The sequence below is a fragment of the Xanthobacter flavus genome, from assembly GCF_017875275.1.
Classification (GTDB): Bacteria; Pseudomonadota; Alphaproteobacteria; order Rhizobiales; family Xanthobacteraceae; genus Xanthobacter; species Xanthobacter flavus_A.
Window position 1 is genome coordinate 4,362,551 of sequence record NZ_JAGGML010000001.1, and the last position, 20,882, is coordinate 4,383,432.

Genomic DNA, 20,882 nt, shown 5'->3' on the forward strand with positions numbered 1-20,882 from the left:
CCTCAGTTCCGATCTTCCGGCAACACGGGCAGAGGGAATATCTCCACCTCGTCCTCGTGCAGCGCCTTGACCTCGTCCACCGTCGCCTCGCCGCGGATAGGGCGGTGCTCGATCTCGCCATCATGCATCTTGCGAGCGAGGTCGGCGAAGCTGTCGCCCACATAGTCGGAGTTGGCGACGATGTGGTCGCGCAACTGGCGCATGAGTGTGCGCAGTTCGCCGTCGGGCCGGGCCATCATCGGCACTGGCGTGCCCTCCACGGCGGGCCCTCCGACCGGCGCGCCTGCCAATGCGCTCCCGGACTCCGCCGCAGGCTCCTGCGCCGGCCCACCCTTGTCCGTGCGCGCGACGGAGGGCGCCATCACGGCCTTGTCCACCTGCGCCGAATTGCAGGTGGGACAGGTGACGAGGCCGCGGCCCCGCTGGGTGTCGTAGCTGGCGGATGACGGAAACCAGCTTTCGAACTCGTGGCCGTCGTCGCACTTGAGGGTGTAGCGGATCATGAGGAGGCACGCACCACGTGGAGGTGGCCGATCTGTCCCGGCTCCGCGATCTCGAACCGGCGGCCGTTGGCGAGGGACGGCACGCGCGCCCGGGCGGCGGCGACTTCCGCCATGTCGATCTCGGCCAGGATGACCCCCGGATCGGTGCCGCCTTCGGCGATGACACGGCCCCAGGGGTCCACGACCAGCGAATGGCCGTAGGTGTCGCGACCATTCTCGTGCCGTCCGCCCTGGGCGGCGGCGAGGACATAGGCGCCGTTCTCGATGGCGCGGGCGCGCAGCAGCACGTGCCAGTGGGCCTCGCCCGTGGGCCGGGTGAAGGCTGAGGGCACGGTGAGCACCTTGGCGCCGCCTTCCGCGAGCGCCCGGTAGAGCGAGGGAAAGCGCAAATCGTAGCAGATGGTCATGCCGAGGCGGATGCCGTCCACGTCGGTCAGGATGGCGCGCTCGCCGGGCCGGTAGGCGTTCGACTCGCGGTAGCTTTCGCCATTGCCGAGGTCCACGTCGAACATATGGATCTTGTCGTAGCGGGCGCTGATCTCGCCGTCCGGGTCGATGACGAAGCCGCGGTTGACGGCCTTCGCGTCGGAGACCTTGAGGGCGAGCGAACCAATATGCAGGGTGATGCCCAGTTCGCGCGTCAGTTGCCGCAGGGAGGCGAGGGTGGCGTCGGAGCCTTCGTCCTGTAGCTTCTCGAACAGGACCTTGCGGTCCAGCTCCATGATGTTGGTGACTTCGGGCGTCTGGACGTATTGCGCACCGTCGCGCGCCGCCTCGCGGATGAGGGCGGCGGCGGCATCGAGGTTCGCCGCCGGCTCGCGGCCGCTGCGCAGCTGGACCAGGCCAACGCGGAGCGTCGAGCCCATGCGTGGTTCAGACGCGGAATTGGCCGGAGTCGGTTCCGAGGGGGTCATGGGGCTTGCTCTTTCGCTGCCGCCGGAGCCAGGATCGCCGTATCGCGCCCGGCACGGCGCGACATCAGACAGATAGGCTCTTCCCAGCGAGAATGCACGGGTCGGCCGTCGGCCTGCCCCGCGCAATGTTTCCCGGGACCGCCATCAAGCCGCCAGTACGTCCAGCCGGCCGGCCTCCTCGAGGGCATAGAGATCGTCGCAGCCGCCCACATGGGTCTCGCCGATGAAAATCTGCGGCACGGACGTGCGGCCATTGGCGCGCCGGATCATCTCCTGCTGGCCTTCGGCGTCGGTGGTGACGTCGAGTTCGGTGAAGGTCAAGCCTTTGCGCCGCAGCAATTCCTTGGCGGAATGGCAATAGGGGCACCAGCTCTTGGTATAGATCTCGATGGGTTTCATCATGTCACGACAGGTAGGACGGCCAGGGGGCGTGCCGTCACGAAAGCGTCGTATCATAAGGGGTCAGCCGAATTCGACAACCCGCGCGAACGTCAGCGCGTCAACGCCTGCCGCGCCCGCCCGCCGCAGTGCGAGGGCGCAGACATCAAGCGTCGCGCCGGTCGTGTAGACATCGTCCACCAGAAGCACGCGCCGGCCCTCGATCCTGTGGGTGGCGCTCTGCTGCACCGCGAAGGCACCGGCGACATTGGCACGACGCGCGGCGCGGCCCAGCGCCGTCTGCGAGGGCGTTCGGCGTCGGCGCACCAGCGCGGTCGAATCCACCTTGAGGCCGGTTGCCGCCCCGATGTGCCGGGCGAGCAGCGCCGCTTGGTTGAACTTGCGCCGCCACAGCCTGAGCGGATGGAGCGGCACCGGCACGATGATCTCCGCCGTGGCGGTGAGGTCCGTGCCGGCCTGCAGCATCATCCGGGCCATGGGCGCGGCGAGGTCGAGACGGTCGGCATATTTCAGCTTGTGGACGAGGCCGCGGGCCACGTCGTCGAAGGTCACCGCCGCGCGTGCGCGATCATAGGCCGGCGGATCGGCGAGGGCCTCGGCGGAAACCCACCCATCGCCGAACACGCGGTCGGGATCGTGGCTGAACGGCGCGCCCGTCCGCTCGCAATAGGGCCGGCTGATGAAGGAGAGCCTGCCCCAGCACGGGCCGCACAATCCCCCCGCCGCGCCGGTGATGTCGCCGCAGGCGATGCAGGTGGGCGGAAGGGCGAGGCCGAGCAGAGCGGAACCGAGGCCGCGTGCGGCGGCGCCCGCCCGGCCGATCCGCTCCGAAATGCCCGCCGCTGAAAGCCCCATGACCGCCCCCGGATCGATCTTCCGTCCGCGGGCGGTGCCTGTAAAGCCGGGCTATTTCAGCGCGGCGTGAAGGTCCGCAGCAGCAGGGCGTTGGCGATGACGCTGACCGAGGAGAGCGCCATGGCCGCCGCCGCCACCATGGGCGACAGGAGCAGGCCGAGGCTTGGATAGAGCACGCCGGCCGCGATCGGCACGCCGGCCGCATTGTAGAGGAAGGCGAACAGCAGGTTGCGGCGGATGTTGGCCATGGTGGCTCGGGACAGGGCGCGGGCATGGGCGATGCCGGCGAGGTCACCCTTGAGCAGGGTGATGCCCGCGCTTTCCATGGCGATGTCCGTGCCCGTGCCCATGGCGATGCCCACATCCGCAACGGCAAGGGCGGGGGCGTCGTTCACGCCATCGCCGGCCATGGCAACCACATGGCCTTCCTTGCGCAGCCGTTCCACCACCTCGGCCTTGCGGGCGGGCAGAACCTCCGCCTCCACCTCGGTGATGCCGAGGCGCTTGGCCACGGCCAGAGCCGTGGTGCGGTTGTCTCCGGTGAGCATGACCACACGCACGCCATCCTGCTGGAGGCGCTTCAGCGCGGCCTCGGTCGTATCCTTCACGGGATCGGCGATGGCGACGAGGCCGGCGGCCTTGCCGTCGATGGCGACGAACACCGCCGTCGCGCCTTCGCGGCGGAAACTCTCGGCAACTGCCGTCTGGTGATCGGTGTGAACACCGATCTCACTCATGAAGGCGGCATGGCCCACGGCAACGACATGCCCTTCCACCTGCCCGACGATGCCCTTGCCGGCTGGGCTCTCGACCCCGGTCGGCTCGGATGTGACGAGCTCGCGCGCTGAAGCCTCATGCACGATGGCGGCGCCGAGCGGGTGCTCGCTCGACCGCTCCAGCGCGGCGGCAAGGCGCAGCACCTCGCTTTCGTCGCGACCGTTGAAGGCGCGCACGGCGATCACCTTGGGCTTGCCCACGGTGAGGGTGCCGGTCTTGTCCACCACCACCGCGTCCACTTTTTCCATGCGCTCCAGCGCTTCGGCGTTGCGCACCAGCACGCCGAGCTGGGCGCCGCGGCCGACGCCCACCATCACCGACATGGGGGTGGCGAGGCCGAGGGCGCAGGGACAGGCGATGATGAGCACACTCACGGCCGCCATCAGCGCGAAGGTGAGCCGGGGCTCGGGGCCAACCGCCATCCACACTGCGAAGGCAATAACGGCGGCGGCGAACACCAGCGGCACGAACCAGCCGGAGACCTGATCCGCCAGCCGCTGGATCGGCGCGCGCGAGCGCTGCGCCTGCGCCACCATCTGCACGATCTGGGAGAGGAGGGTGTCGCTGCCCACCTTCTCCGCCTTCATGGTGAAGACGCCGGAGGCGTTGACCGTGCCGCCGATCACCTTCTCGCCGGGTTCGCGGGAGACGGGCAGCGACTCGCCCGTGACGAGGCTTTCATCCACCACGGCGCGGCCGTCTGCCACCGTGCCGTCCACCGGCACCTTCTCGCCGGGGCGCACGCGCAGGCGGTCGCCGGGGGCGACGAGGCCGAGGTCGATGGTCTCGTCCGAGCCATCGGCCCGGATGCGCAGCGCGGTCTTGGGGGCGAGGGAGAGCAAGGCCTTGATCGCGCTCGATGTCTGGTCGCGGGCCCGCAGCTCCAGCACCTGCCCGAGCGCGACCAGCACCGTGATGACCGCCGCCGCCTCGAAATAGACCGGAACGCCGCCGCCATGGGCGTGGAAATCGTGCGGGAACAGGCCGGGCGCGAAAGTTCCCACCAGCGAATAGAGATAGGCCACCCCCGTGCCCATGGCGATGAGGGTGAACATGTTGAGATGCCGCGTCTTCAGCGACAGCCAGCCGCGCTGGAGGAAAGGCCAGCCCACCCAAAGCACCACGGGCGTCGCGAGGGCGAACTGCACATAGTTCGACATCTGCTGCGGCAGCGGCGACCAGCCGAAGAGGTGGCTGCCCATCTCCAGCACGAAGACGGGAAGTGTCAGGGCGAGGCCGATCCAGAAGCGGCGGGTCATGTCCACCAGCTCGTGGTTCGGTCCGTCGTCGAGGGTGACCACCTCCGGCTCCAGCGCCATGCCGCAGATGGGGCAGGTGCCCGGCCCGATCTGCCGGATCTCCGGGTCCATGGGGCAGGTGTAGATGGTGCCGGCCGCCACCTCGACGGGCGGCGGCGGGGCGCTTCCGCCCACGTAGCGCACCGGATCGGCCTTGAACTTGGTTTCGCAGGAGGAGGAGCAGAAGAAATAGGGCTTCTTCTCGTGCCGGGCAGAATATTTCGCCGAGCCGGGGGACACCATCATCCCGCACACGGGGTCCTTCACGGGCGCCAGATAAGTCTCGGGCGCGGCCTCGAACTTGGTCTTGCAGCCGTTGCAGCAGAAGAAATAGGTCCGCCCCTCATGCTCCGTCGTGGGCTTGCCGGCGGCCGGGTCGGTCTTAACGTCCATGCCGCAGACGGGATCCTTCACCGTCTCGGGCAGCACCGGCCTGGCGGCGGCCGACAGGTCGAGCGGGGGCGGGGCCTTGCCGCCGCAGCAATCGCCGCCGTGGGAGGAATGGTCGTGCGATGAATGATCCTGTGCCATGGCGGCTCCGCAAATCCGGCTGCCAGCGTTAGGCCGCATCAGGGCAGGTGGCCTTGCGCTGGCTCATGTTCAAGGCAGCAATAAACCCCCTGGGGGTATCTCTCTTGTCCAATATACCCATGGGGGGTATAAGGCAAGCCATGCGCAGCCCGACCAAAGAACAAGTCCAGAAGCGCCTGAGCCGCATCGAGGGCCAGGTGCGCGGCCTCTCCCGCATGGTGGAGGAGGATCGCTACTGCATCGACATCATCACCCAGCTCTCCGCCGTCCGCGCCGCCTTGCGGCGGGTGGAGGAAGAGGTGCTGAAGGATCATGTGGGCCATTGCGTCGAGCACGCCATCCGCTCCGGCGACGCGGAGGACCAGCGCCGCAAAGTGGCCGAGCTGATGGAGGTCATCGTCCGCAGCGAGCGGTGAGGGCCGGACTCAGGTCCGCTCGATGAAGGTCAGCTCGCTCTCGTCGTAGGCGCGCCGCTCGATCTCGCGGAAGCCGTCGGGCGTGACGAACAGGCCGGTACGTTCCTCGACGATCAGCAGGGCATCCGCCGTCAGCCAGCCGCCCTCGACCGCCGCCACGATTGCCTGCTCGGCGAGGCCCTTGCCATAGGGCGGATCGCAGAAGGCGAGCCCATAAGGCTCTCCTGGTCCCATTTCGCCGAGGCGGGTCGCGTCGCGGCGGAAGACCTTGGTGACGCCGGTGAGGCCGAGCGCCTCCACATTGTCGCGGATGAGGCCCCGCGCCTCCGCCGCCTCCTCCACGAACAGCGCGAAGCGCGCCCCCCGCGACAGGGCCTCGATGCCCAGCGCGCCGGTGCCGGCGAACAGGTCGAGCACGCGCGCGCCCTCGGACGGGTCGCCATAGGCATGAGCGAGCACGTTGAACAGGCTCTCGCGCAGCCGGTCGGAGGTCGGCCGCGTGAGGCTGGAAGACGGGCCTTTCAGAGCCCGTCCCTTGAGGCGGCCGCCCACGATGCGCATGGGTCAGAAGCCTGTGTCAGCGTTTGCCGCGCGGACCGCCCGGCTTGCCAGCACCGGAGCGTCCCGCACCGGGCTTGCCACCCGGCTTGCCGCCCGAAGGACGACCACCGGGCTTTCCGCCTCCCTTGCTCGGGCCCTTCGCGCCGAAGCCGCCGGGTTTTCCGCCCGGCCGTCCCGCCGGCTTGCTACCGCCCGGACGATCGTCGAACGAACGGGTGCGGCCAGCCGGCTTGTCGCCATAGCTGCGCTCACGCGGCGGCCGGTCGCCGAAGTCGCCTCGTCCTTCCGGTCGGGGCCGGGCACGGGTGGGGCGATCGCCTTCCGCCCGATCGCCGCCGAAGCTGCGTGGGCGTGCAGGCTTATCGCCATAGTCGCCGCCACGTCCTTCCGGCCGGGGCCGGGCACGGGCGGGGCGATCGCCCTCGGGCCTGTCACCACCGAAGCTGCGGCTGCGGGCGGGCTTGTCACCGAAGTCGCCACCACGACCCTCGGGGCGCGGACGGCGGGTCGGACGGTCGCCCTCGGGGCGGTCGCCGCCGAAGCTGCGGCTTCGGGTCGGCCGGTCACCGAAATCGCCGTTGCGCCCTTCCGGACGCGAGCGGAACGGGCGGTCGCCTTGCGGGCGCTCGCCCTCGCGGCGGGGGCCGGAGCGCTTGACGCCGCCGTCGTCCTCATAGCGGCGGGGCCGCTCGTCGCCGCCGCCGGAGCGGGTGGGGCGGCGGCGGAAATCTTCCTTCTCCTCACGCGGCCCGCGCCCGCGTGGCGCGTCATCGCGGAAGGCGGGACGGCCGGCGCGGCGCGGACGATCCCCTGCGCCCTCCTCGCGGCTCTTGCGGAAGGGACGGCCCTCGCTTTCCCCAGACGCGGACCGGCCGGCCGGCCGGGCACCGCGCGGTGCCTCGTCCTTCGGCGCCCGCACCCGCTCGACCTTGACCGCGCGGCCCTTGCGGTCGGCGACGGTGCCCACGCGCTCGGTGCCATGCTCCTCGCTGGCGCGACGGCGCACACGCGGCGCGGCTGGGCGGATGACATCCTCCACCGGCGCGTCGAAGTCTTCACGCTCCCGAGTGGTGCGCCGCGCGGGGACCTTCAGACCACCGGCCTTGTCGGCCGCAGCCTGCTTGCGTCCGGCCGGACGGTAGGCCGGCCGGACCGGCACTTCCTCGATCTCGCGCTCCACCAGCGGGCCAGCGAAGTCCGCTCCCGCGGCGGCGGCGAGGTCGGCGCCGATCTGGTCGCGCAGCACGCGGGTGCGGACCTCCTCGACGCTGCCTTCGGGAATTTCGCCCAGCTGGAACGGCCCATAGGACACGCGGATCAGCCGGTTCACGGCCAGGCCGAGTGCGCCCAGCACGTTGCGGATCTCGCGATTCTTGCCTTCGCGCAGGGAGACGGTGATCCAGGCATTGGCGCCCTGCACGCGGTCGAGTTCCGCCTCGATGGGGCCGTACTCCACGCCGTCCACGGTGATGCCCTTCAGCAGCGTGTCGAGCTTCGCCTGATCGATCTCGCCGTTGGCCCGAACGCGGTAGCGGCGCAGCCAGCCGGTCTCGGGCAGCTCCAGCACACGGGCGAGGCCACCGTCATTGGTGAGCAGCAGCAGGCCTTCGGAATTGAGGTCGAGCCGGCCCACGCTGACGAGGCGCGGCAGGCCCTTCGGCAGGATCTCGAACAGCGTCGTACGGCCTTCCGGGTCGCGGTTGGTGGTCACGACGCCCTTGGGCTTGTGGTACAGGAAGAGGCGGGTGCGCTCGCGTTCGGGCAGCGGCTCCCCATCGATGGTGATGGCGTCGGCCGGCGTGACGGTGACGGCGGGGCTGGTGAGCACCTCGCCGTTCACGGCCACACGGCCGGCCTCGATCCATTCCTCGATCTCGCGGCGCGAGCCGAGGCCGGCGCGGGCGACGACCTTGGCGACGCGCTCCGCCTCCTTCTGGGGGGCGGCGGGAAGTTCTCGCTTCTGGCGCGGAACGCGGTTCTTGTCCTTGCGGGGCGGTGATGTGCGCGGCATGAGGGGGAGTTAGCACAGCGCAGGCTGCGCGGCGAGCGCGGCGATGCGCCGGGCGGGATCGGGGGCGGCAGGCACCATGTCGGGAACGTTCATGCAGATGGCGCTCAACGAAGCGCGCGCGGCGGCCGAGCGGGGCGAGGTTCCGGTGGGCGCGGTGCTGGTGCGCGGATCGGAAGTCGTCGCCCGCGATGGCAACCGCACCCGCGAGCTGAACGACCCCACCGCCCATGCGGAGATGCTGGTGATCCGCGCGGCGGGCGCGCAGTTCAAATCCGAGCGGCTGATGAACTGCGATCTCTATGTGACGCTGGAGCCCTGCGCCATGTGCGCGGCGGCGCTCTCCTTCGCCCGCATCCGCCGGCTCTACTTCGGCGCGCCGGATCCCAAGGGCGGTGCCGTGGAGCACGGCCCGCGCTTCTTCTCCCAGCCGACCTGCCATCACACGCCGGAAGTCTATGGCGGCATTGCCGAGCGGCAGGCGGCGGAAGTGCTGCGCGCCTTCTTCCAGGAACGCCGATAGGCCGTTACGACCGGCCCTGCGCCAGGAAAGGGATTGCCGCATCGAGCGTCGCCTTCGGGGCCTCCTCCGCAATGAAATGGCCCGCCTCGATGGCCTGCCCCTCCACCTGCGGTGCAAAAGCTTTCCAGGCCTCCAGCGGGCTCGCGCCCCGGCTCGGAATGCCGGCGGCGCCCCACAATGCGAGGGTGGGGCAGGAGAGGGTGCGACCTGCCGCGAGGTCGGCCTCGTCATGGGCAAGGTCGATGGTGGCGCCGGCGCGGTAGTCCTCGCACATGGCGTGCAGCCGGTCGGGCGAGGAGATGGCCGCGCGATAGGCCGCCATGGCGCGCGGATCGAAGGCTGAGATGTCCTTGTGCGCTGTCCAGCTCGCCATGGTCCAGTCGAGGAACCAGGCAGGGTTGGCGCCCACCAGCTTCTCCGGAAGCGGCTTCGGCTGGGCGAGCATGGACCAGTGATAGACCTGCAGCGCCCGTGCCCGGTCCATGCGGTGCCACATGACGTAGGTCGGCACGATGTCGAGCAGCACCAGCCGGTCGAGGCGGCCCGGATGATCCAGCCCCAGGCGGTAAGCGGCCCGCGCGCCCCGGTCATGGCCCATGACCGAGAAATGGGCGAAGCCGAGGTTTTCCATCACCTCCACCATGGCGGCGGCCATGGCGCGCTTGGAATAGGGGAAATGGTCGGCCCCGCCTTCGGGTGCCGCGCTCCAGCCGTAGCCGGGCAGGTCGGGGATGACGAGCGTGTGCTGTTCGGCGAGCTTCGGCGCCATGCGGTGCCACATCACGTGGCTCTGGGGAAAGCCGTGCAGCAGCAGCAGGGGAGCGCCCGCTCCCCCCTGCCGGAGGAAAATGCGGCCAGCCTTCGTGTCCACGTAGTGCGAGGCAAATCCGGGAAAAAGATCAGACAGTTCGGACATGAAACCTCCTCTCGCCGCCGGCTGAGCGGCGGCCGGAATTGCGGACGGCTATGGAAGGCTTGGGCGCAGCAGCGGTTCCATGCTCAGTCGAAGACTTCGTCGGCCGCAGTTATGAGGCCGAGGCTCGGAGACTTGGCGCAGAAGCCGGCGAGCTTTTCGGCATTCTTCACGAACTTGTCCGTGTCGATCACCGGCGGCGCGTCGTCATCCTTGTAGTAGGCATCCAGCCACGTCAGGATGATAGTAATCGTATCCTTGTCCGCCTGCAGGAATTGCTGGCAGGTCATTGTGGAGAGATCCCACTTCTCGGCCGCCGCGGGGCCAAGACCCGCCATGAGAATGATGGCCCCGACGCCCAGACGTTTCAGCATTGCGTCCTCCCAGGATGCGGCGGCCGTTCGGCCTGCGGTGCCATGATGCGCCCGAGAGCTTGGCGGCACCAGACGGGGCGGGGCATGTCCTGAAAGCAAGATCGCGCGAGCACGCCACATTCACCGCGCGTCGAGCACGGCGGCGCAGGCGTCCGGCAGATCGGCGAGGGTGAGAGGCGGCTTGGGCTTGGAGGGTTCCTTCTCGGGCTTGGGGTGCAGCACCGCGTCAGAGAACCACCAGTCCAGCTCCGATCCGCAGCCCTCGCCGGTTGGCGGGGCTTCCTGTGGCCGGCAATCGGGGCTGGAGGCCGGGCAGGTGAGGCGGATGTGCATGTGGTAGTCATGCCCCCAATAGGGCCGCACCTTGGCGAGGAAAGAGCGGTCGCCCGTCGCCTCCCGGCACAGGGCTTTCTTGATGGCGGCATTGACGAAAATGCGCTCCACCCGCGGCTCGACGGCGGCGGCGCGGATGACCTTCCAGGTGTCCGGGCGCCAGTTGGCGGGGTCGATGTCCTTGCGGTCGGCGCGGACCATCATGGAGGCGGAGAGCTTCTCGCGTTCCTCGCGGCTCAGTTCACGGCCGGGGCTGGGGGTGAGCCAGATGTCGGCGTCGAGGCCGATCTGGTGGGAGGCATGGCCGGTGAGCATGGGGCCGCCGCGCGGCTGGGCCATGTCGCCGACGAGAATGCCTTGCCAGCCAGACACTTGCGGCACCTTCGCCGAGAAGCGCTCGAGGAAGGCAACGAGGTCCGGATGCCCCCAGTTGCGGTTGCGGGAGAGGCGCATGACCTGCCAGTTCGGACCGTTGACCGGCAAGGCCTCGCCGCCAGCAAGGCAGCCTTTGGAATAGAAGCCGATGCTACGCGCAGCCATGGGGGCCGGCTGGGTGGCGCGGCCGAACAGTTCCTTCGCAGGCACCGGGGGCTTGCTCTGGGCATGAGCGGCGGTGCCCAGAAGGACGAGAGCGAGGGCGGCGGCGAGCCGGCGCATCAGCTCGTAACCTTCTGCTTCATCACAACAAATCCGCCGTCGCTCCGGGTGCCGGGATGGGCGGGGAGGTCGGTGAGGAAGAGCGTCGCGCCCGGCGTCACCAGCGCCGCCACCTGCTTGTTGATCGAGGGATCGACGCTGATCCGGGCCAGCGCATCCTGCGCCTGACCGGCCGCGACGCCGCTGCCCTCATAGGAAACGGCGCTCCAGCGGGGCGCGCTGCCGTCCTTGCTCATGAGCACATAAACGAGATTTCCCAATGGGTTCTGCGGATCGCGGATGGTCACCGGACCCTGCACGGCGGTCTGGGCGCCCTTCAGGACGGTGATGGACGAATCGGCCCGGCTCACCACCATGGAGACCGGCTCCGGGGCGGCGGTGGCATCCTGCGGGGCACCCTGGCCGGTGGCGGAGGTGGCGAGCTGCTGCTCCAGACCCTCGCTCATGATAAGTCCCGGATTTAAAACATCTTCTGGCGCCGAATGGCTGTCTGCAATGATCACCGGGGTGCCCAGATGGGTGATGCCGAAGACGAGCTTCGAGAACTCAAGAGGCAGGTGAATGCACCCGTGGGACGAGGGGTATCCCGGTAACCCACCCGCATGCAGAGCCACGCCCGACCACGTCAGGCGCTCCGTGTAAGGCATTGAAGCGTCGTTATAAAGCGAGGAATGGTGGTCCACGTCCTTGCCCAGGATCGTGAATACCCCGGTAGGGGTTTCGTGCCCGTCCTTGCCGGTGGAGACCCTGGAGGCCCCTATCCGGACACCGTTGCGGTACACGAAGCACAATTGGTCCGTCAGATTCACCACGATGGCCACGAAGCCGTCCGGTGCGCGCTCGGGATACCAGACGTAAGTGCCTGGTTTCAGGGCCTTAATCTCGGCGAGGTCGGGATCGTCGGCGGCGATGGCGGGCAGCAGGGCGTCGGCCACCACGGCACCGGCGAGGGTTGCGGCGAGTTTCAGGGTTCCGCGGCGGGAGAGGCTGAACGGGTCGGCCATCGGCGATTCACCCCAGGTTTCCGAATCGGGTTTCACCACGTTTTCGCCCGGGGTTCAGTGCGTGTCCAATGGTGTCAGCTCTCGAATCGGCGCCTCACCCCAGCATCGGCACGGTGCGGATCACCCAGATACCTTCCGGTGTGATCCGGCAGGCGAGGCCGATGGCCTCCACTCCGGCTGCTCGCGCCCGGTCGAAGGCGCGCCCATATCCGGGGTCGAGATCGCGGGCGAGGGCGATCGAATCCGCCGAGCCGATCTGGCTGATGTAGACCATCACCGCCCGCCGTCCGGCCGCCACCTCGCCGGCCAGTTCCTCCAGATGCTTCGCGCCGCGCGCGGTCACGCAGTCGGGGAACTCGGCCTTGCCGGGGGCGCGCATGAGGTGGACGTTCTTCACCTCCACGAAACAGTCGGGGCGGGCGTCGTCCTCCAGCTTGATGTCCACCCGGCTCGCCTTGCCGTACTTCACCTCGCGGCGCATGCGAGCATAGCCGGAGAGGGGCGGCACCTGGCCGGCGGCGATGGCTTCTGCGACCAGCAGATTGGGGTGCATGGTGTTCACCCCCACCCATTCCGGACCGGCGCCGAAATCGGCCTCCACCAGCTCCCAGCTCAGGGCCAGCTTGCGGGCCGGGTTGAGCGAGCGGGAGAGGAGCACGCGGCTGCCGGGGGCATCGAGCCCCAGCATGGCGCCGGAGTTCGCCACATGAGCCGTGGTGATTTGCGCCGTGGTCTCGGTGCCGTCGTCCAGCACCACGTCGGCGAGGAAACGCTTGTAGCGCCGCACCAGCCGGCCCGGCAGCAAAGGGGCGGCGAACAGCATCAGGCGCGCGCGTCGGGGCGGCCGGCGAGGCACATCAGGGTCTGGGTGGCGGTGGCGCAATGGGTGCGGGTGCTGCCGGCCTCGGCATAGACCTCGATCTTCGCGACGGTGAGGGTGCGCCCCGCCCGCGTCACCTCGCCCACAGCGACGAGGCGCTCGCCCTTGCCGGGGGCCATGATGTTGATCTTGTACTCCACCGTCAGCACGGTGGAGTCCGGCGGAAACAGGCTGAAGGCGGCATAGCCCCCGGCCGTGTCGGCGATGGCGCCGATGGAGCCGCCGTGGAAATAGCCGTGCTGCTGGGTCACCTTCTCCGCATGGGGCAGCACGATCTCCACCCGCCCCGGCGCCACCGCGCCCAGCTCGGCGCCGATGAGGGTCATGAAGGGCTGGCGGGCAAAGCTGTCGCGCACCTTGGTCTCATAGGCGGGATCACGGGGGGTGAAGGGCTCGGTCACGGTCGCCGTCATGCTGGGGGAAGGGGAGGGGCGACCATAGCCGGGTGATCGCGGTGCTGGAAGCGGGAGGGTAGGGAGCGCTCACGCCGTTCAGGCGCCGCCGTCCTCCGGTTCAACCGGCGGACCCATGGCGCCGCTTGTCCCGGCCTTCGTCGCTGGTGCTGAGGACGGGATGGGCCCTCCGGCAGGCCGGAGGGCGACGGCGGTTGTGGTTGGAGGTTGGAGATTGGAGGTTGCCGGAAGAGGCGGGCATTCCCCGCGTTGACAGCGGCGGGGCCGGCGCCTCTTCTGCGCGAGGGGCTGCGGGGCGCAGCGGGGGGCCGCACATGAGCTACGTCTATCTTCTCATCGCCATCGTCGCGGAGGTCATCGCCACCTCGGCCCTAAAGTCGGCGGAAGGCTTCACCAAGCTCGGCCCCTCGGTCATCGTGGTGATCGGCTATGCGATCGCCTTCTTCTGCCTGTCGCTTACCCTGCGCACGTTGCCGGTGGGCATCGCCTATGCCATCTGGTCCGGCGTCGGCATCGTGCTCGTCACGGGTTTCGCCTGGATCTATTACGGCCAGAAGCTGGACCTCGCGGCGCTGATCGGCCTCGGGCTCATCATCGCCGGCGTGGTGGTCATCAACCTGCTGTCGAAGAGCGTCGCCCACTGAGGCGAAGCGCCGGCAAGGCGCCTACAGCTCCTCGGCGCCTTCCCTGGCACGGGCGAGGAGCGTCTTCGCCGCGATGAGCGCATCCTTCTCCGCGTCATGCACCACGGCGCCGAACGCGCCGGCGAGGGCGGCGAGCACCGCCATGGCGCTCACCTCCTCGCGGATGTCGCCGCTCCACTTGATGTCGGCGGCCACGTCCCGCGCGCCCAGCATGGGGGCGAGGGCGGGATATTTGCCGCCATCCTCCCCCACGTCGCGAAACCGCAGGGTGAAGCCGGCATCCTCGCCGTGGAGGGTGCAGGGCAAGTAGCCGGAGGTCTCCAGCGGCACATAGCCGTCATCCAGCACCAGCTTGAGCTTGAAGGCATCGAGCGCCGCCTGAAGCGCGGCACGGTCGGGCACATCGGCCCGGTTGAGATAGGCGGTACGGGCGCGCGCCATGGCGGGCAGCTCCAATGACATGACTGAAACGGGTGCCGGTCGGGCCGGCGGCGGATGAAACGGGGGGAGTCTAATGGAGACGCGCGGCTGACGGTATCCTGCCGCATCAGCCTGTCGCGCCGTCGCTTGTCCGGGGAACGAGGCGCCGGGCGCCACGCAAAGGCAGCGCGATGTGAGGGGCGGCAAGGCCGGTGGGGCCTCCCATACCGCCGTCATGGCCGGGCTTGTGCCGGGCATGACGACCGGACAAAGCGGAATGCGAGCCGGAGCCCGCACCCGGAAACGAAAACGGCGCCCCGGCGGTGAGGCCGGGACGCCGTGTTCAGGGCTTGAAACCGGCGCCGGAGCGCCAGCGCAGGCCTCAAACCGATATCAGGCTTCCTCGCCTTCCTCGGCGGCGAGTTCGGCGGCCACGGCGGCGCGCTCGATGGCGAGCTCGGCCTCGATCTCGGCGTCCTCGTCACGGGCGGTGCGCACGTCCTCGCCGCGGGACTGGCGCTCGGCCTCTTCCGCGTTGCGGGCGACGTTGACCTGCACGGTCACCTCGACCTCGGGGTGCAGGCTCACCGGCACCACGTGCAGGCCGAGGGTCTTGATGGGGTGGTTGAGCACGATCTGGCCGCGATCGAGGTGGAAGCCAGAGGCGGTGAAGCCGTCGGCGATGTCGCGGGTGGAGACCGAGCCGTAGAGCTGGCCGCTCTCGCCCGCCTGGCGGATCATGATGACAGCCTGGCCCTTGAGCTTCTCGGCCACCGCCTCGGCGTCCTTGCGGCGCTCCAGGTTGCGGGCCTCGAGCTCGATCTTCATGGTCTCGAAGCGCTCCTTGTTCGCCTTGGTGGCGCGCAGGGCCTTGCCGTTGGGCAGCAGGAAGTTGCGGGCGAAGCCGTCCTTCACCTTCACCACTTCGCCCATCTGGCCAAGCTTGGCGACGCGCTCGAGAAGAATGACGTCCATTTTGGTTCTCCTGTCTCTGATCGTTGGATTTGGTTGAATTTCAGCGGTCGTTCGCGGCGGGCGGGCTTTGCCCGGAGCCCATGCGCGAGCGGAAGTCGAACATGGCGTCGACGAAGCCGAGCACCGCCATGGCGATGACCGGCCAGCCGAGCATGGCCGTGGTGAGCCACAGCCCGGCGAGGATGAGGAAACGGGCCGAATGGCCGATGGTCACGGCATGCACCACGGCGAAGCCCGCGAGCGCGTAGGCGCACACCAGCGTCGCGGCGGCGGCGGAGGCCGACAGCCCCAGCATCGCCCCGGCCATGGACAGGGCGATCGCCACCGCCAGCACCAGCGAGGTCGCGGGCGGCAGGCGGACGGCCGACAGGTTCGGCCACGGACGCCTGAGGCGGCCGGAGATCCGCGCGGCGCGGGCCGCGAGATAAAGGCAGACGAGCTGCGAGACCATGGACATCACCGCCGCCATGCCCGGCAGCAGGCGTGCGACGAGGGCGCCGACGGCGGAAGGATCGGCCGGCTCAGCGCCGGGCAGCACCTGGCCCGAGAGCAGCGCCTCGAACGCGGCGATCACCGCGCGGCGGTAGGTCTCGTAATCCCCCGCCACGGCGAACAAGGCGATGATGACCGCGAGCGTCGAAAGCCCGGCGGAGAGCAGCACCAGCCCGCCCACCGGGAACCACACCAGCCCGTCGCGGCCGGCCGGATCGGGCCGCGCCAGCATCGCCGCATAGGCCAGGGCGAACGCCGGCCCGCCGAGGCTGACCACATAGGTGAGGAGGAAGGTGCCGCCGAAGCCGAGGCCGAGGCCTGCGCCGCCCACGAGGACCGCCACCAGCGCCGAAAGCGGCGAGAAGGCGATGCCGGCGATCATCACCGGAAGGGGCGAGAGATAGAACAGGGGCACGGCCAGCGCCGATCCCGCCGCGGCTCCGGCGGCAAGAAGGGCGGATGCGAGGCCGGCAGCCACGCCTGTGAGAAGAAGGTACACCATCTCGACAAGCTGTCCCGCGGGTGCGGTTAGAGGCGGGATTTCCGCCCCAGCAGACGATCCGGGGGTCATTCCCCGAAGCGCGTCTTAAAATAGGTTCGCCCTCCCGGAGGAGGGCGAACCGGATCAGCGGATCACGCGATCAGCGGATCACGAAGGGCAGCAGGCCCAGGAACCGCGCGCGCTTGATGGCGGCGGACAGCTCGCGCTGCTTCTTGGCGGAGACCGCCGTGATGCGCGAGGGCACGATCTTGCCGCGCTCGGAGATGTAGCGCTGCAGGAGACGCACATCCTTGTAGTCGATCTTCGGCGCGTTCGGGCCGGAGAAGGGGCAGGTCTTGCGACGGCGGAAGAAAGGACGGCGCTGGCCGCCGCCGGCACCACCGGACGATGCGAAAGCCATCAGTTCTCCTCCTCGGCCTGCACTTCTTCAGTCGGACGCGGACGGCGGGGGCGATCCTCGCGGCCGCCGAAGCGGTCACCACGATCACCGCGGTCGCCACGCTCTCCGCGCTCGCCACGATCGTCCCGGTCACGCTTCTGGAGCATGGCGGAGGGAGTCTCCTCATGCTCCTCGACGCGCAGGGTGAGGACGCGCAGGACGTCCTCGTCGATGCGCTGCTGGCGCTCCAGCTCCTGCACCGCCGCCGCGGGGGCGTCGATGTTGAGCAGGGTGAAGTGGGCCTTGCGGTTCTTGTTGATGCGATAGGTGAGGGACTTCACGCCCCAATACTCGGTCTTTCCGACCGAGCCGCCATTCGCCTCGATAACACCCTTGAACCGGGTGGTGAGTTCCTCGACCTGCTGCGCCGTGACATCCTGGCGCGCGAGGAACACGTGCTCGTAGAGCGGCATGTGTTCACTGCCTTTCGGTTTCACTTTTCCGCCCACCGGCGCCAAGCCCTTCTTGCCTTTCGGAAAGGCGCGAAGCTCGGAAGGCGGGGACACGGGACGACGGGCTCTCACCCTGCCTTCCTGAACCTTGGCCACCCCGGAGGATGGGCCGCGACAAAAGAAGACCGTCCGTTCAGCCCCCGGCCGGGTGCGACGGAAGCGGGGCGTATAGCAGGTTTCGGGGGAAAGGCAAGGCGGGGAACCCGTCCAGGTTCCCCGGAGCAGCGACGGCACAGCCGGAGCGCCGAGCCGGGGGCCAGCGTAAAGTTTCCCGCGCAGTGGGGCTGGTCCTCCCCTCTCCCGCAAGGGGAGAGGGGGCACGGCCGGTGCATTCCGTTATCGCTGCATGCGTCCGGGGCGCGAGGGCGGTTAAACCGGCCCCTCAATACAGCCCGACGCTGGCCGGCGGGCGCGGCGCTGTCGACGCCGGCCTGGCACTGACAGGCTTGGGAGCGGTGGAGGCCGGCTTCGCAGCGGTGGAGCCGGTGGTGCTGGCGCTGGCCGTCGCAGCCGTGCCCTGGGGCTTCGGCTTCTTCTTCGGCGCCGGGTTGAGGGCGGCGACCTTGGGTTCCGGCACGCCCTTGTTCATGGCGATGAGCTGGGCGACGGTGACGAACTTGTAGCCCTTGGCCAGAAGGTCATCGAGCGTCTTCGGCATGGCGTCCACCGTGGTCGGGTGGATGTCGTGCACGAGGATGATCGCCCCCGCGTGGACATTGTTCACGATGCGGTCGTGGATAAGCTGCGGGTTGCGGTCCTTCCAGTCCAGCGGGTCCACGGACCAGTAGATGAAGGTGGAGCCGAATTTCTCGCGCAGGTGCGCGCGCAGCGCCGGGGTCATGGCGCCGTAGGGCGGGCGCACGTTGCGGATCTTGAGGCCGGTGATCTGCTCGATGGCGGCGTTGGTGTCGCCGATCTGCTTGTCGGCGGCAGCCTGCGGGATCTTGGGCAACTGGGGATGATCCCAGGAGTGGTTCGCCACCTCGTGCCCCTGCGCGATCATCTGCTTGATGATGTTGGGCGAGGCGACGGCGCGGCTGCCGAGCACGAAGAAGGTGGCCTTGATGCCGCGCTGCTCCAGCATCTTCAAGAGGCGCGGGGTGGTCTCGGGGTTCGGGCCGTCGTCGAAGGTGATGGCGATGTAGGGGCCATCCACCACCGCCGAGGAATAGGCGACGAGATTGTGCGGGTCGGTCCCGCCGGAGGCCGCCGCCGGGGCGGCCATGCCGGTGCTCGCCGGCAGGTTGGCCGGGGCCGGCTCCATCATGGAGGAGGGCACGGGGCCGGTCATCAGCGCGGGCTTCGCCGGGGTGAAGGTGGAGGTGGGCGGCGCGGAAGGCGCAGTGCCGGAGGGCGTCAGCGTCTGCGCGCAGGCGGGGACGATGACGGTGGCGGAGAGGAGCGCGGCGGCAAGAAGCGCCGGAAATCCCCGGATGGCCTTCACTTCAGGCTTCACGGCGGAACCACTTTCTGATGCGGACGTACCTGTCGGCGCCCAATGTCCATCGCTCGTTATGGATAAATTGTGAAGCGGGCGTGGCCAACCCCCAGTTTCCTCATCGTAAGGACGGGTTGACAATCGCGCCATCGGCGTGCCGCCGGTTACCTTGCCTTGACTCCCCCACAATCCCGGTGTCTCTCCGCTCCCCAATTTCCAGCCGGAGGGCCGCCCATGACCGAAGGGTCGCGCACAACACCCCAGACCGCCTTCATTTTTCCCGGTCAGGGCAGCCAGGCCGTGGGCATGGGCAAGGCCCTTGCCGACAATTTCCCCGCCGCCAGGGCCGTGTTCGAGGAAGTGGACGCCGCCCTCGGCGACAGCCTCACCAGCATCATGTGGGACGGTCCGGCCGATGTGCTGACCCTCACCGCCAACGCCCAGCCGGCGCTGATGGCGGTATCCATTGCCGCCCTTCGGGTTCTCGAATCGGAAGCGGGGCTTGATCTCGCCCGCGAGGCGGCCTTCGTCGCCGGCCATTCGCTGGGCGAATATTCGGCGCTGGCGGCTTCCGGTGCGCTCACCCTCACCGAGGCGGCGCGGCTCCTGCGCATCCGCGGCCGCGCGATGCAGGATGCGGTGCCGGTGGGCGAAGGCGCCATGGCCGCTCTGCTCGGCCTAGATTACGACCAGGCCGTCGCGGTGGCGGCGGAAGCCGCTGGCGACGACGTGTGCGAGGCGGCCAACGACAACGCGCCCGGACAGGTGGTGGTCTCCGGCACCAGGGCCGCCGTGGAGCGCGCCATTCTCATCGCCAAGGAGCGCGGCGCGCTAAAGGCGGTGCTGCTGCCGGTGTCCGCCCCCTTCCATTGCCGCCTCATGGGCCCCGCCGCCGAGGCCATGGAAGTGGCCCTCTCCGGCTCCACCGTGATGACGCCGCGCGTGCCGCTGGTGGCCAATGTGCGCGCCTCCCCGGTGACCGACCCGGCCGAGATCGTCCGCCTGCTGGTGGAGCAGGTGACGGGCACCGTGCGCTGGCGCGAGAGCGTGATCTACATGGCCGGCGCGGGCGTCACCCGCGTGGTCGAGGTGGGCGCCGGCAAGGTGCTCTGCGGCCTCGTGAAGCGCATCGACAAGCAGATCGCGGCGAGCGCCGTGGGCACGCCCGACGATGTGGCGGCCTTCATCGCCGCCCGCAACGCGGCCGCTTCCGCCGCCTGACATTTTTTCACCGCACGGGCGCCCTCCCCGGAAAAATCCGGGCGAGGGCGCCCTTGTGTCGGGACACCATCCGACCAAGCCGATACAACCGGCGGCGCAAAAGCCGCGACACCCGAAAGAAACTGGGGGCTGACATGTTCGATTTGACCGGCAAGACCGCGCTCGTGACCGGCGCCACCGGCGGCATCGGCGGCGCCATCGCCAAGGCGCTGCATGCCCAGGGCGCCACCGTCGCCGTCTCCGGCACCCGCCGCGAGGCGCTCGATGCCATCGCCGCAGAGATGGGCGGCGAGCGCGTCATCGTGCTGCCCTGCAACCTCGGCAACACCGAAGAGGTGGAGAAGCTCATCCCCGCCGCCGAGGAGGCGCTGGGCGGGCATGTGGACATCCTCGTCAACAATGCCGGCATCACCCGCGACAACATCTTCATGCGCCTGTCGGATGAGGCGTGGGATCAGGTGATCGCGGTGAACCTCACCGCCGCCTTCCGCCTGTCGCGCGCGGCCGTGCGCACCATGATGCGCCGCCGCTCCGGCCGCATCATCTCCATCACCTCCATCGTCGGCGTCACCGGCAATGCGGGCCAGGGCAATTATGCCGCCGCCAAGGCCGGCATGATCGGCATGTCCAAGTCGCTGGCGCAGGAAGTCGCCTCGCGCGGGGTGACGGTGAACTGCATCGCCCCCGGCTTCATCGCCACGCCGATGACCGACGCGCTCAACGAGAAGCAGCGCGAGGGCATCCTCAAGGCCGTGCCCGCCAACAAGCTCGGCACGCCGGAGGATATCGCCGCCGCCTGCGTCTACCTCGCCTCCAACGAGGCCGCCTACGTCACCGGCCAGACGCTGCACGTCAACGGCGGCATGGCGATGATTTGATCTGGCGATGATCTGACGCCTTCCGATACCGCTTTTCGGCGTCCGCCCGGGACCTTCAACCG

Annotated in this window: 24 protein-coding genes; 5 read left to right on the forward strand and 19 right to left on the reverse strand. The window is 69.2% G+C overall.

Going from position 1 to position 20,882, the window contains the following annotated elements:
* Nucleotides 1-2: 2 nt before the first annotated feature.
* From J2126_RS20580 to J2126_RS20600, 5 genes are all read right to left on the reverse strand, one after another.
* Nucleotides 3-503, reverse strand: a complete 501-nt coding sequence (locus J2126_RS20580; protein ID WP_209488695.1) for a DUF1178 family protein — start codon at nucleotides 501-503, stop codon at nucleotides 3-5.
* On the reverse strand, nucleotides 500-1,369 hold the full coding sequence (locus tag J2126_RS20585; protein ID WP_209488696.1) for a carbon-nitrogen hydrolase family protein: 870 nt from the start codon (nucleotides 1,367-1,369) through the stop codon (nucleotides 500-502). The genes J2126_RS20580 and J2126_RS20585 overlap by 4 nt, the downstream gene beginning before the upstream one ends.
* Nucleotides 1,370-1,561: 192 nt before the next feature.
* On the reverse strand, nucleotides 1,562-1,816 hold the full coding sequence (gene grxC / locus J2126_RS20590) for a glutaredoxin 3 (RefSeq protein ID WP_209488697.1): 255 nt from the start codon (nucleotides 1,814-1,816) through the stop codon (nucleotides 1,562-1,564).
* Nucleotides 1,817-1,879: 63 nt separating this feature from the next.
* Nucleotides 1,880-2,671 carry a ComF family protein gene (locus J2126_RS20595; RefSeq protein WP_209488698.1) on the reverse strand — a complete coding sequence of 264 codons (792 nt, stop codon included), beginning with the start codon at nucleotides 2,669-2,671 and terminating at the stop codon, nucleotides 1,880-1,882.
* A gap of 56 nt (nucleotides 2,672-2,727) precedes the next feature.
* Nucleotides 2,728-5,277, reverse strand: coding sequence for a heavy metal translocating P-type ATPase (locus tag J2126_RS20600; protein WP_209488699.1), 2,550 nt, complete (start codon nucleotides 5,275-5,277; stop codon nucleotides 2,728-2,730).
* A gap of 140 nt (nucleotides 5,278-5,417) precedes the next feature.
* Between J2126_RS20600 and J2126_RS20605 the strand changes: the two genes are divergently transcribed.
* Nucleotides 5,418-5,693 carry a metal-sensitive transcriptional regulator gene (locus tag J2126_RS20605; RefSeq protein WP_024279715.1) on the forward strand — a complete coding sequence of 92 codons (276 nt, stop codon included), beginning with the start codon at nucleotides 5,418-5,420 and terminating at the stop codon, nucleotides 5,691-5,693.
* 9 nt (nucleotides 5,694-5,702) lie between these two features.
* Here the strand turns inward: J2126_RS20605 and rsmD are convergent, their stop codons facing one another.
* Entirely contained in the window at nucleotides 5,703-6,254 is a 552-nt protein-coding gene (rsmD, locus tag J2126_RS20610) for a 16S rRNA (guanine(966)-N(2))-methyltransferase RsmD (protein WP_209488700.1), read from the reverse strand.
* Between the two features lie 16 nt (nucleotides 6,255-6,270).
* Entirely contained in the window at nucleotides 6,271-8,265 is a 1,995-nt protein-coding gene (locus J2126_RS20615) for a pseudouridine synthase (RefSeq protein ID WP_209488701.1), read from the reverse strand.
* Nucleotides 8,266-8,341: 76 nt separating this feature from the next.
* Between J2126_RS20615 and J2126_RS20620 the strand changes: the two genes are divergently transcribed.
* Nucleotides 8,342-8,785 carry a nucleoside deaminase gene (locus tag J2126_RS20620; RefSeq protein WP_209488702.1) on the forward strand — a complete coding sequence of 148 codons (444 nt, stop codon included), beginning with the start codon at nucleotides 8,342-8,344 and terminating at the stop codon, nucleotides 8,783-8,785.
* 4 nt (nucleotides 8,786-8,789) lie between these two features.
* On the opposite strand, the gene J2126_RS20625 is transcribed toward J2126_RS20620, so the two are convergent.
* The 6 genes from J2126_RS20625 to J2126_RS20650 form a co-directional block, all read right to left on the reverse strand.
* On the reverse strand, nucleotides 8,790-9,701 hold the full coding sequence (locus tag J2126_RS20625) for an alpha/beta fold hydrolase (protein WP_209488703.1): 912 nt from the start codon (nucleotides 9,699-9,701) through the stop codon (nucleotides 8,790-8,792).
* Between the two features lie 83 nt (nucleotides 9,702-9,784).
* Complete coding sequence (locus tag J2126_RS20630) at nucleotides 9,785-10,072, reverse strand: HdeA/HdeB family chaperone (RefSeq protein WP_209488704.1); 288 nt, start codon at nucleotides 10,070-10,072, stop codon at nucleotides 9,785-9,787.
* A gap of 120 nt (nucleotides 10,073-10,192) precedes the next feature.
* Nucleotides 10,193-11,062, reverse strand: a complete 870-nt coding sequence (gene mepA, locus J2126_RS20635; protein WP_209488705.1) for a penicillin-insensitive murein endopeptidase — start codon at nucleotides 11,060-11,062, stop codon at nucleotides 10,193-10,195.
* Nucleotides 11,062-12,066: a L,D-transpeptidase gene (locus J2126_RS20640; protein ID WP_209488706.1), complete on the reverse strand. Its 1,005-nt coding sequence runs from the start codon at nucleotides 12,064-12,066 to the stop codon at nucleotides 11,062-11,064. The genes mepA and J2126_RS20640 overlap by 1 nt, the downstream gene beginning before the upstream one ends.
* Nucleotides 12,067-12,160: 94 nt before the next feature.
* The gene (sfsA, locus tag J2126_RS20645; RefSeq protein ID WP_209488707.1) at nucleotides 12,161-12,889 is read right to left on the reverse strand and encodes a DNA/RNA nuclease SfsA; all 729 of its coding nucleotides are present in this window, start codon (nucleotides 12,887-12,889) and stop codon (nucleotides 12,161-12,163) included.
* Complete coding sequence (locus tag J2126_RS20650; protein WP_348634356.1) at nucleotides 12,889-13,347, reverse strand: PaaI family thioesterase; 459 nt, start codon at nucleotides 13,345-13,347, stop codon at nucleotides 12,889-12,891. The genes sfsA and J2126_RS20650 overlap by 1 nt, the downstream gene beginning before the upstream one ends.
* A 326-nt stretch (nucleotides 13,348-13,673) precedes the next feature.
* On the opposite strand from J2126_RS20650, the gene J2126_RS20655 reads away from it, so the two are divergent.
* On the forward strand, nucleotides 13,674-14,003 hold the full coding sequence (locus tag J2126_RS20655) for a DMT family transporter (protein WP_024279705.1): 330 nt from the start codon (nucleotides 13,674-13,676) through the stop codon (nucleotides 14,001-14,003).
* Nucleotides 14,004-14,024: 21 nt separating this feature from the next.
* On the opposite strand, the gene J2126_RS20660 is transcribed toward J2126_RS20655, so the two are convergent.
* The 6 genes from J2126_RS20660 to J2126_RS20685 all read right to left on the reverse strand — a co-directional run bounded on the left by J2126_RS20660 (nucleotide 14,025) and on the right by J2126_RS20685 (nucleotide 18,739).
* A complete protein-coding gene (locus tag J2126_RS20660; protein ID WP_209488709.1) occupies nucleotides 14,025-14,444 on the reverse strand; it encodes a hypothetical protein in 420 nt (139 codons plus the stop codon).
* Between the two features lie 372 nt (nucleotides 14,445-14,816).
* The gene (gene rplI / locus J2126_RS20665; protein ID WP_209488710.1) at nucleotides 14,817-15,398 is read right to left on the reverse strand and encodes a 50S ribosomal protein L9; all 582 of its coding nucleotides are present in this window, start codon (nucleotides 15,396-15,398) and stop codon (nucleotides 14,817-14,819) included.
* A 40-nt stretch (nucleotides 15,399-15,438) separates the two neighbouring features.
* On the reverse strand, nucleotides 15,439-16,392 hold the full coding sequence (locus tag J2126_RS20670) for a DUF2232 domain-containing protein (RefSeq protein ID WP_209488711.1): 954 nt from the start codon (nucleotides 16,390-16,392) through the stop codon (nucleotides 15,439-15,441).
* Nucleotides 16,393-16,531: 139 nt separating this feature from the next.
* Nucleotides 16,532-16,792, reverse strand: a complete 261-nt coding sequence (gene rpsR, locus J2126_RS20675) for a 30S ribosomal protein S18 (protein WP_168456403.1) — start codon at nucleotides 16,790-16,792, stop codon at nucleotides 16,532-16,534.
* On the reverse strand, nucleotides 16,792-17,244 hold the full coding sequence (gene rpsF, locus J2126_RS20680; protein ID WP_209488712.1) for a 30S ribosomal protein S6: 453 nt from the start codon (nucleotides 17,242-17,244) through the stop codon (nucleotides 16,792-16,794). Before rpsF ends, rpsR begins: the two co-directional genes overlap by 1 nt.
* A gap of 421 nt (nucleotides 17,245-17,665) precedes the next feature.
* Nucleotides 17,666-18,739: a polysaccharide deacetylase family protein gene (locus tag J2126_RS20685; protein WP_209488713.1), complete on the reverse strand. Its 1,074-nt coding sequence runs from the start codon at nucleotides 18,737-18,739 to the stop codon at nucleotides 17,666-17,668.
* Nucleotides 18,740-18,955: 216 nt separating this feature from the next.
* Here J2126_RS20685 and fabD point away from each other — a divergent pair, with 216 nt between their 5' ends.
* Complete coding sequence (gene fabD, locus J2126_RS20690) at nucleotides 18,956-19,942, forward strand: ACP S-malonyltransferase (RefSeq protein WP_209488714.1); 987 nt, start codon at nucleotides 18,956-18,958, stop codon at nucleotides 19,940-19,942.
* A gap of 134 nt (nucleotides 19,943-20,076) precedes the next feature.
* Nucleotides 20,077-20,820: a 3-oxoacyl-[acyl-carrier-protein] reductase gene (gene fabG, locus J2126_RS20695; protein ID WP_209488715.1), complete on the forward strand. Its 744-nt coding sequence runs from the start codon at nucleotides 20,077-20,079 to the stop codon at nucleotides 20,818-20,820.
* The last annotated feature ends 62 nt before the right edge of the window (nucleotides 20,821-20,882 follow it).

Coding starts and splice junctions, on each gene's coding strand:
- rpsF (WP_209488712.1), bottom strand. CDS start 17,244: ATGCCGCTCTACGAGCACGTGTTCCTCGCGCGCCAGGATGTCACGGCG.
- fabG (WP_209488715.1), top strand. CDS start 20,077: ATGTTCGATTTGACCGGCAAGACCGCGCTCGTGACCGGCGCCACCGGC.
- J2126_RS20595 (WP_209488698.1), bottom strand. CDS start 2,671: ATGGGGCTTTCAGCGGCGGGCATTTCGGAGCGGATCGGCCGGGCGGGC.
- rpsR (WP_168456403.1), bottom strand. CDS start 16,792: ATGGCTTTCGCATCGTCCGGTGGTGCCGGCGGCGGCCAGCGCCGTCCT.
- mepA (WP_209488705.1), bottom strand. CDS start 11,062: ATGCGCCGGCTCGCCGCCGCCCTCGCTCTCGTCCTTCTGGGCACCGCC.
- sfsA (WP_209488707.1), bottom strand. CDS start 12,889: ATGCTGTTCGCCGCCCCTTTGCTGCCGGGCCGGCTGGTGCGGCGCTAC.
- J2126_RS20605 (WP_024279715.1), top strand. CDS start 5,418: ATGCGCAGCCCGACCAAAGAACAAGTCCAGAAGCGCCTGAGCCGCATC.
- J2126_RS20585 (WP_209488696.1), bottom strand. CDS start 1,369: ATGGGCTCGACGCTCCGCGTTGGCCTGGTCCAGCTGCGCAGCGGCCGC.
- J2126_RS20620 (WP_209488702.1), top strand. CDS start 8,342: ATGTCGGGAACGTTCATGCAGATGGCGCTCAACGAAGCGCGCGCGGCG.
- J2126_RS20615 (WP_209488701.1), bottom strand. CDS start 8,265: ATGCCGCGCACATCACCGCCCCGCAAGGACAAGAACCGCGTTCCGCGC.
- J2126_RS20630 (WP_209488704.1), bottom strand. CDS start 10,072: ATGCTGAAACGTCTGGGCGTCGGGGCCATCATTCTCATGGCGGGTCTT.
- fabD (WP_209488714.1), top strand. CDS start 18,956: ATGACCGAAGGGTCGCGCACAACACCCCAGACCGCCTTCATTTTTCCC.
- J2126_RS20625 (WP_209488703.1), bottom strand. CDS start 9,701: ATGTCCGAACTGTCTGATCTTTTTCCCGGATTTGCCTCGCACTACGTG.
- J2126_RS20600 (WP_209488699.1), bottom strand. CDS start 5,277: ATGGCACAGGATCATTCATCGCACGACCATTCCTCCCACGGCGGCGAT.
- grxC (WP_209488697.1), bottom strand. CDS start 1,816: ATGAAACCCATCGAGATCTATACCAAGAGCTGGTGCCCCTATTGCCAT.
- rsmD (WP_209488700.1), bottom strand. CDS start 6,254: ATGCGCATCGTGGGCGGCCGCCTCAAGGGACGGGCTCTGAAAGGCCCG.
- J2126_RS20660 (WP_209488709.1), bottom strand. CDS start 14,444: ATGGCGCGCGCCCGTACCGCCTATCTCAACCGGGCCGATGTGCCCGAC.
- J2126_RS20580 (WP_209488695.1), bottom strand. CDS start 503: ATGATCCGCTACACCCTCAAGTGCGACGACGGCCACGAGTTCGAAAGC.
- J2126_RS20670 (WP_209488711.1), bottom strand. CDS start 16,392: ATGGTGTACCTTCTTCTCACAGGCGTGGCTGCCGGCCTCGCATCCGCC.
- rplI (WP_209488710.1), bottom strand. CDS start 15,398: ATGGACGTCATTCTTCTCGAGCGCGTCGCCAAGCTTGGCCAGATGGGC.
- J2126_RS20640 (WP_209488706.1), bottom strand. CDS start 12,066: ATGGCCGACCCGTTCAGCCTCTCCCGCCGCGGAACCCTGAAACTCGCC.
- J2126_RS20655 (WP_024279705.1), top strand. CDS start 13,674: ATGAGCTACGTCTATCTTCTCATCGCCATCGTCGCGGAGGTCATCGCC.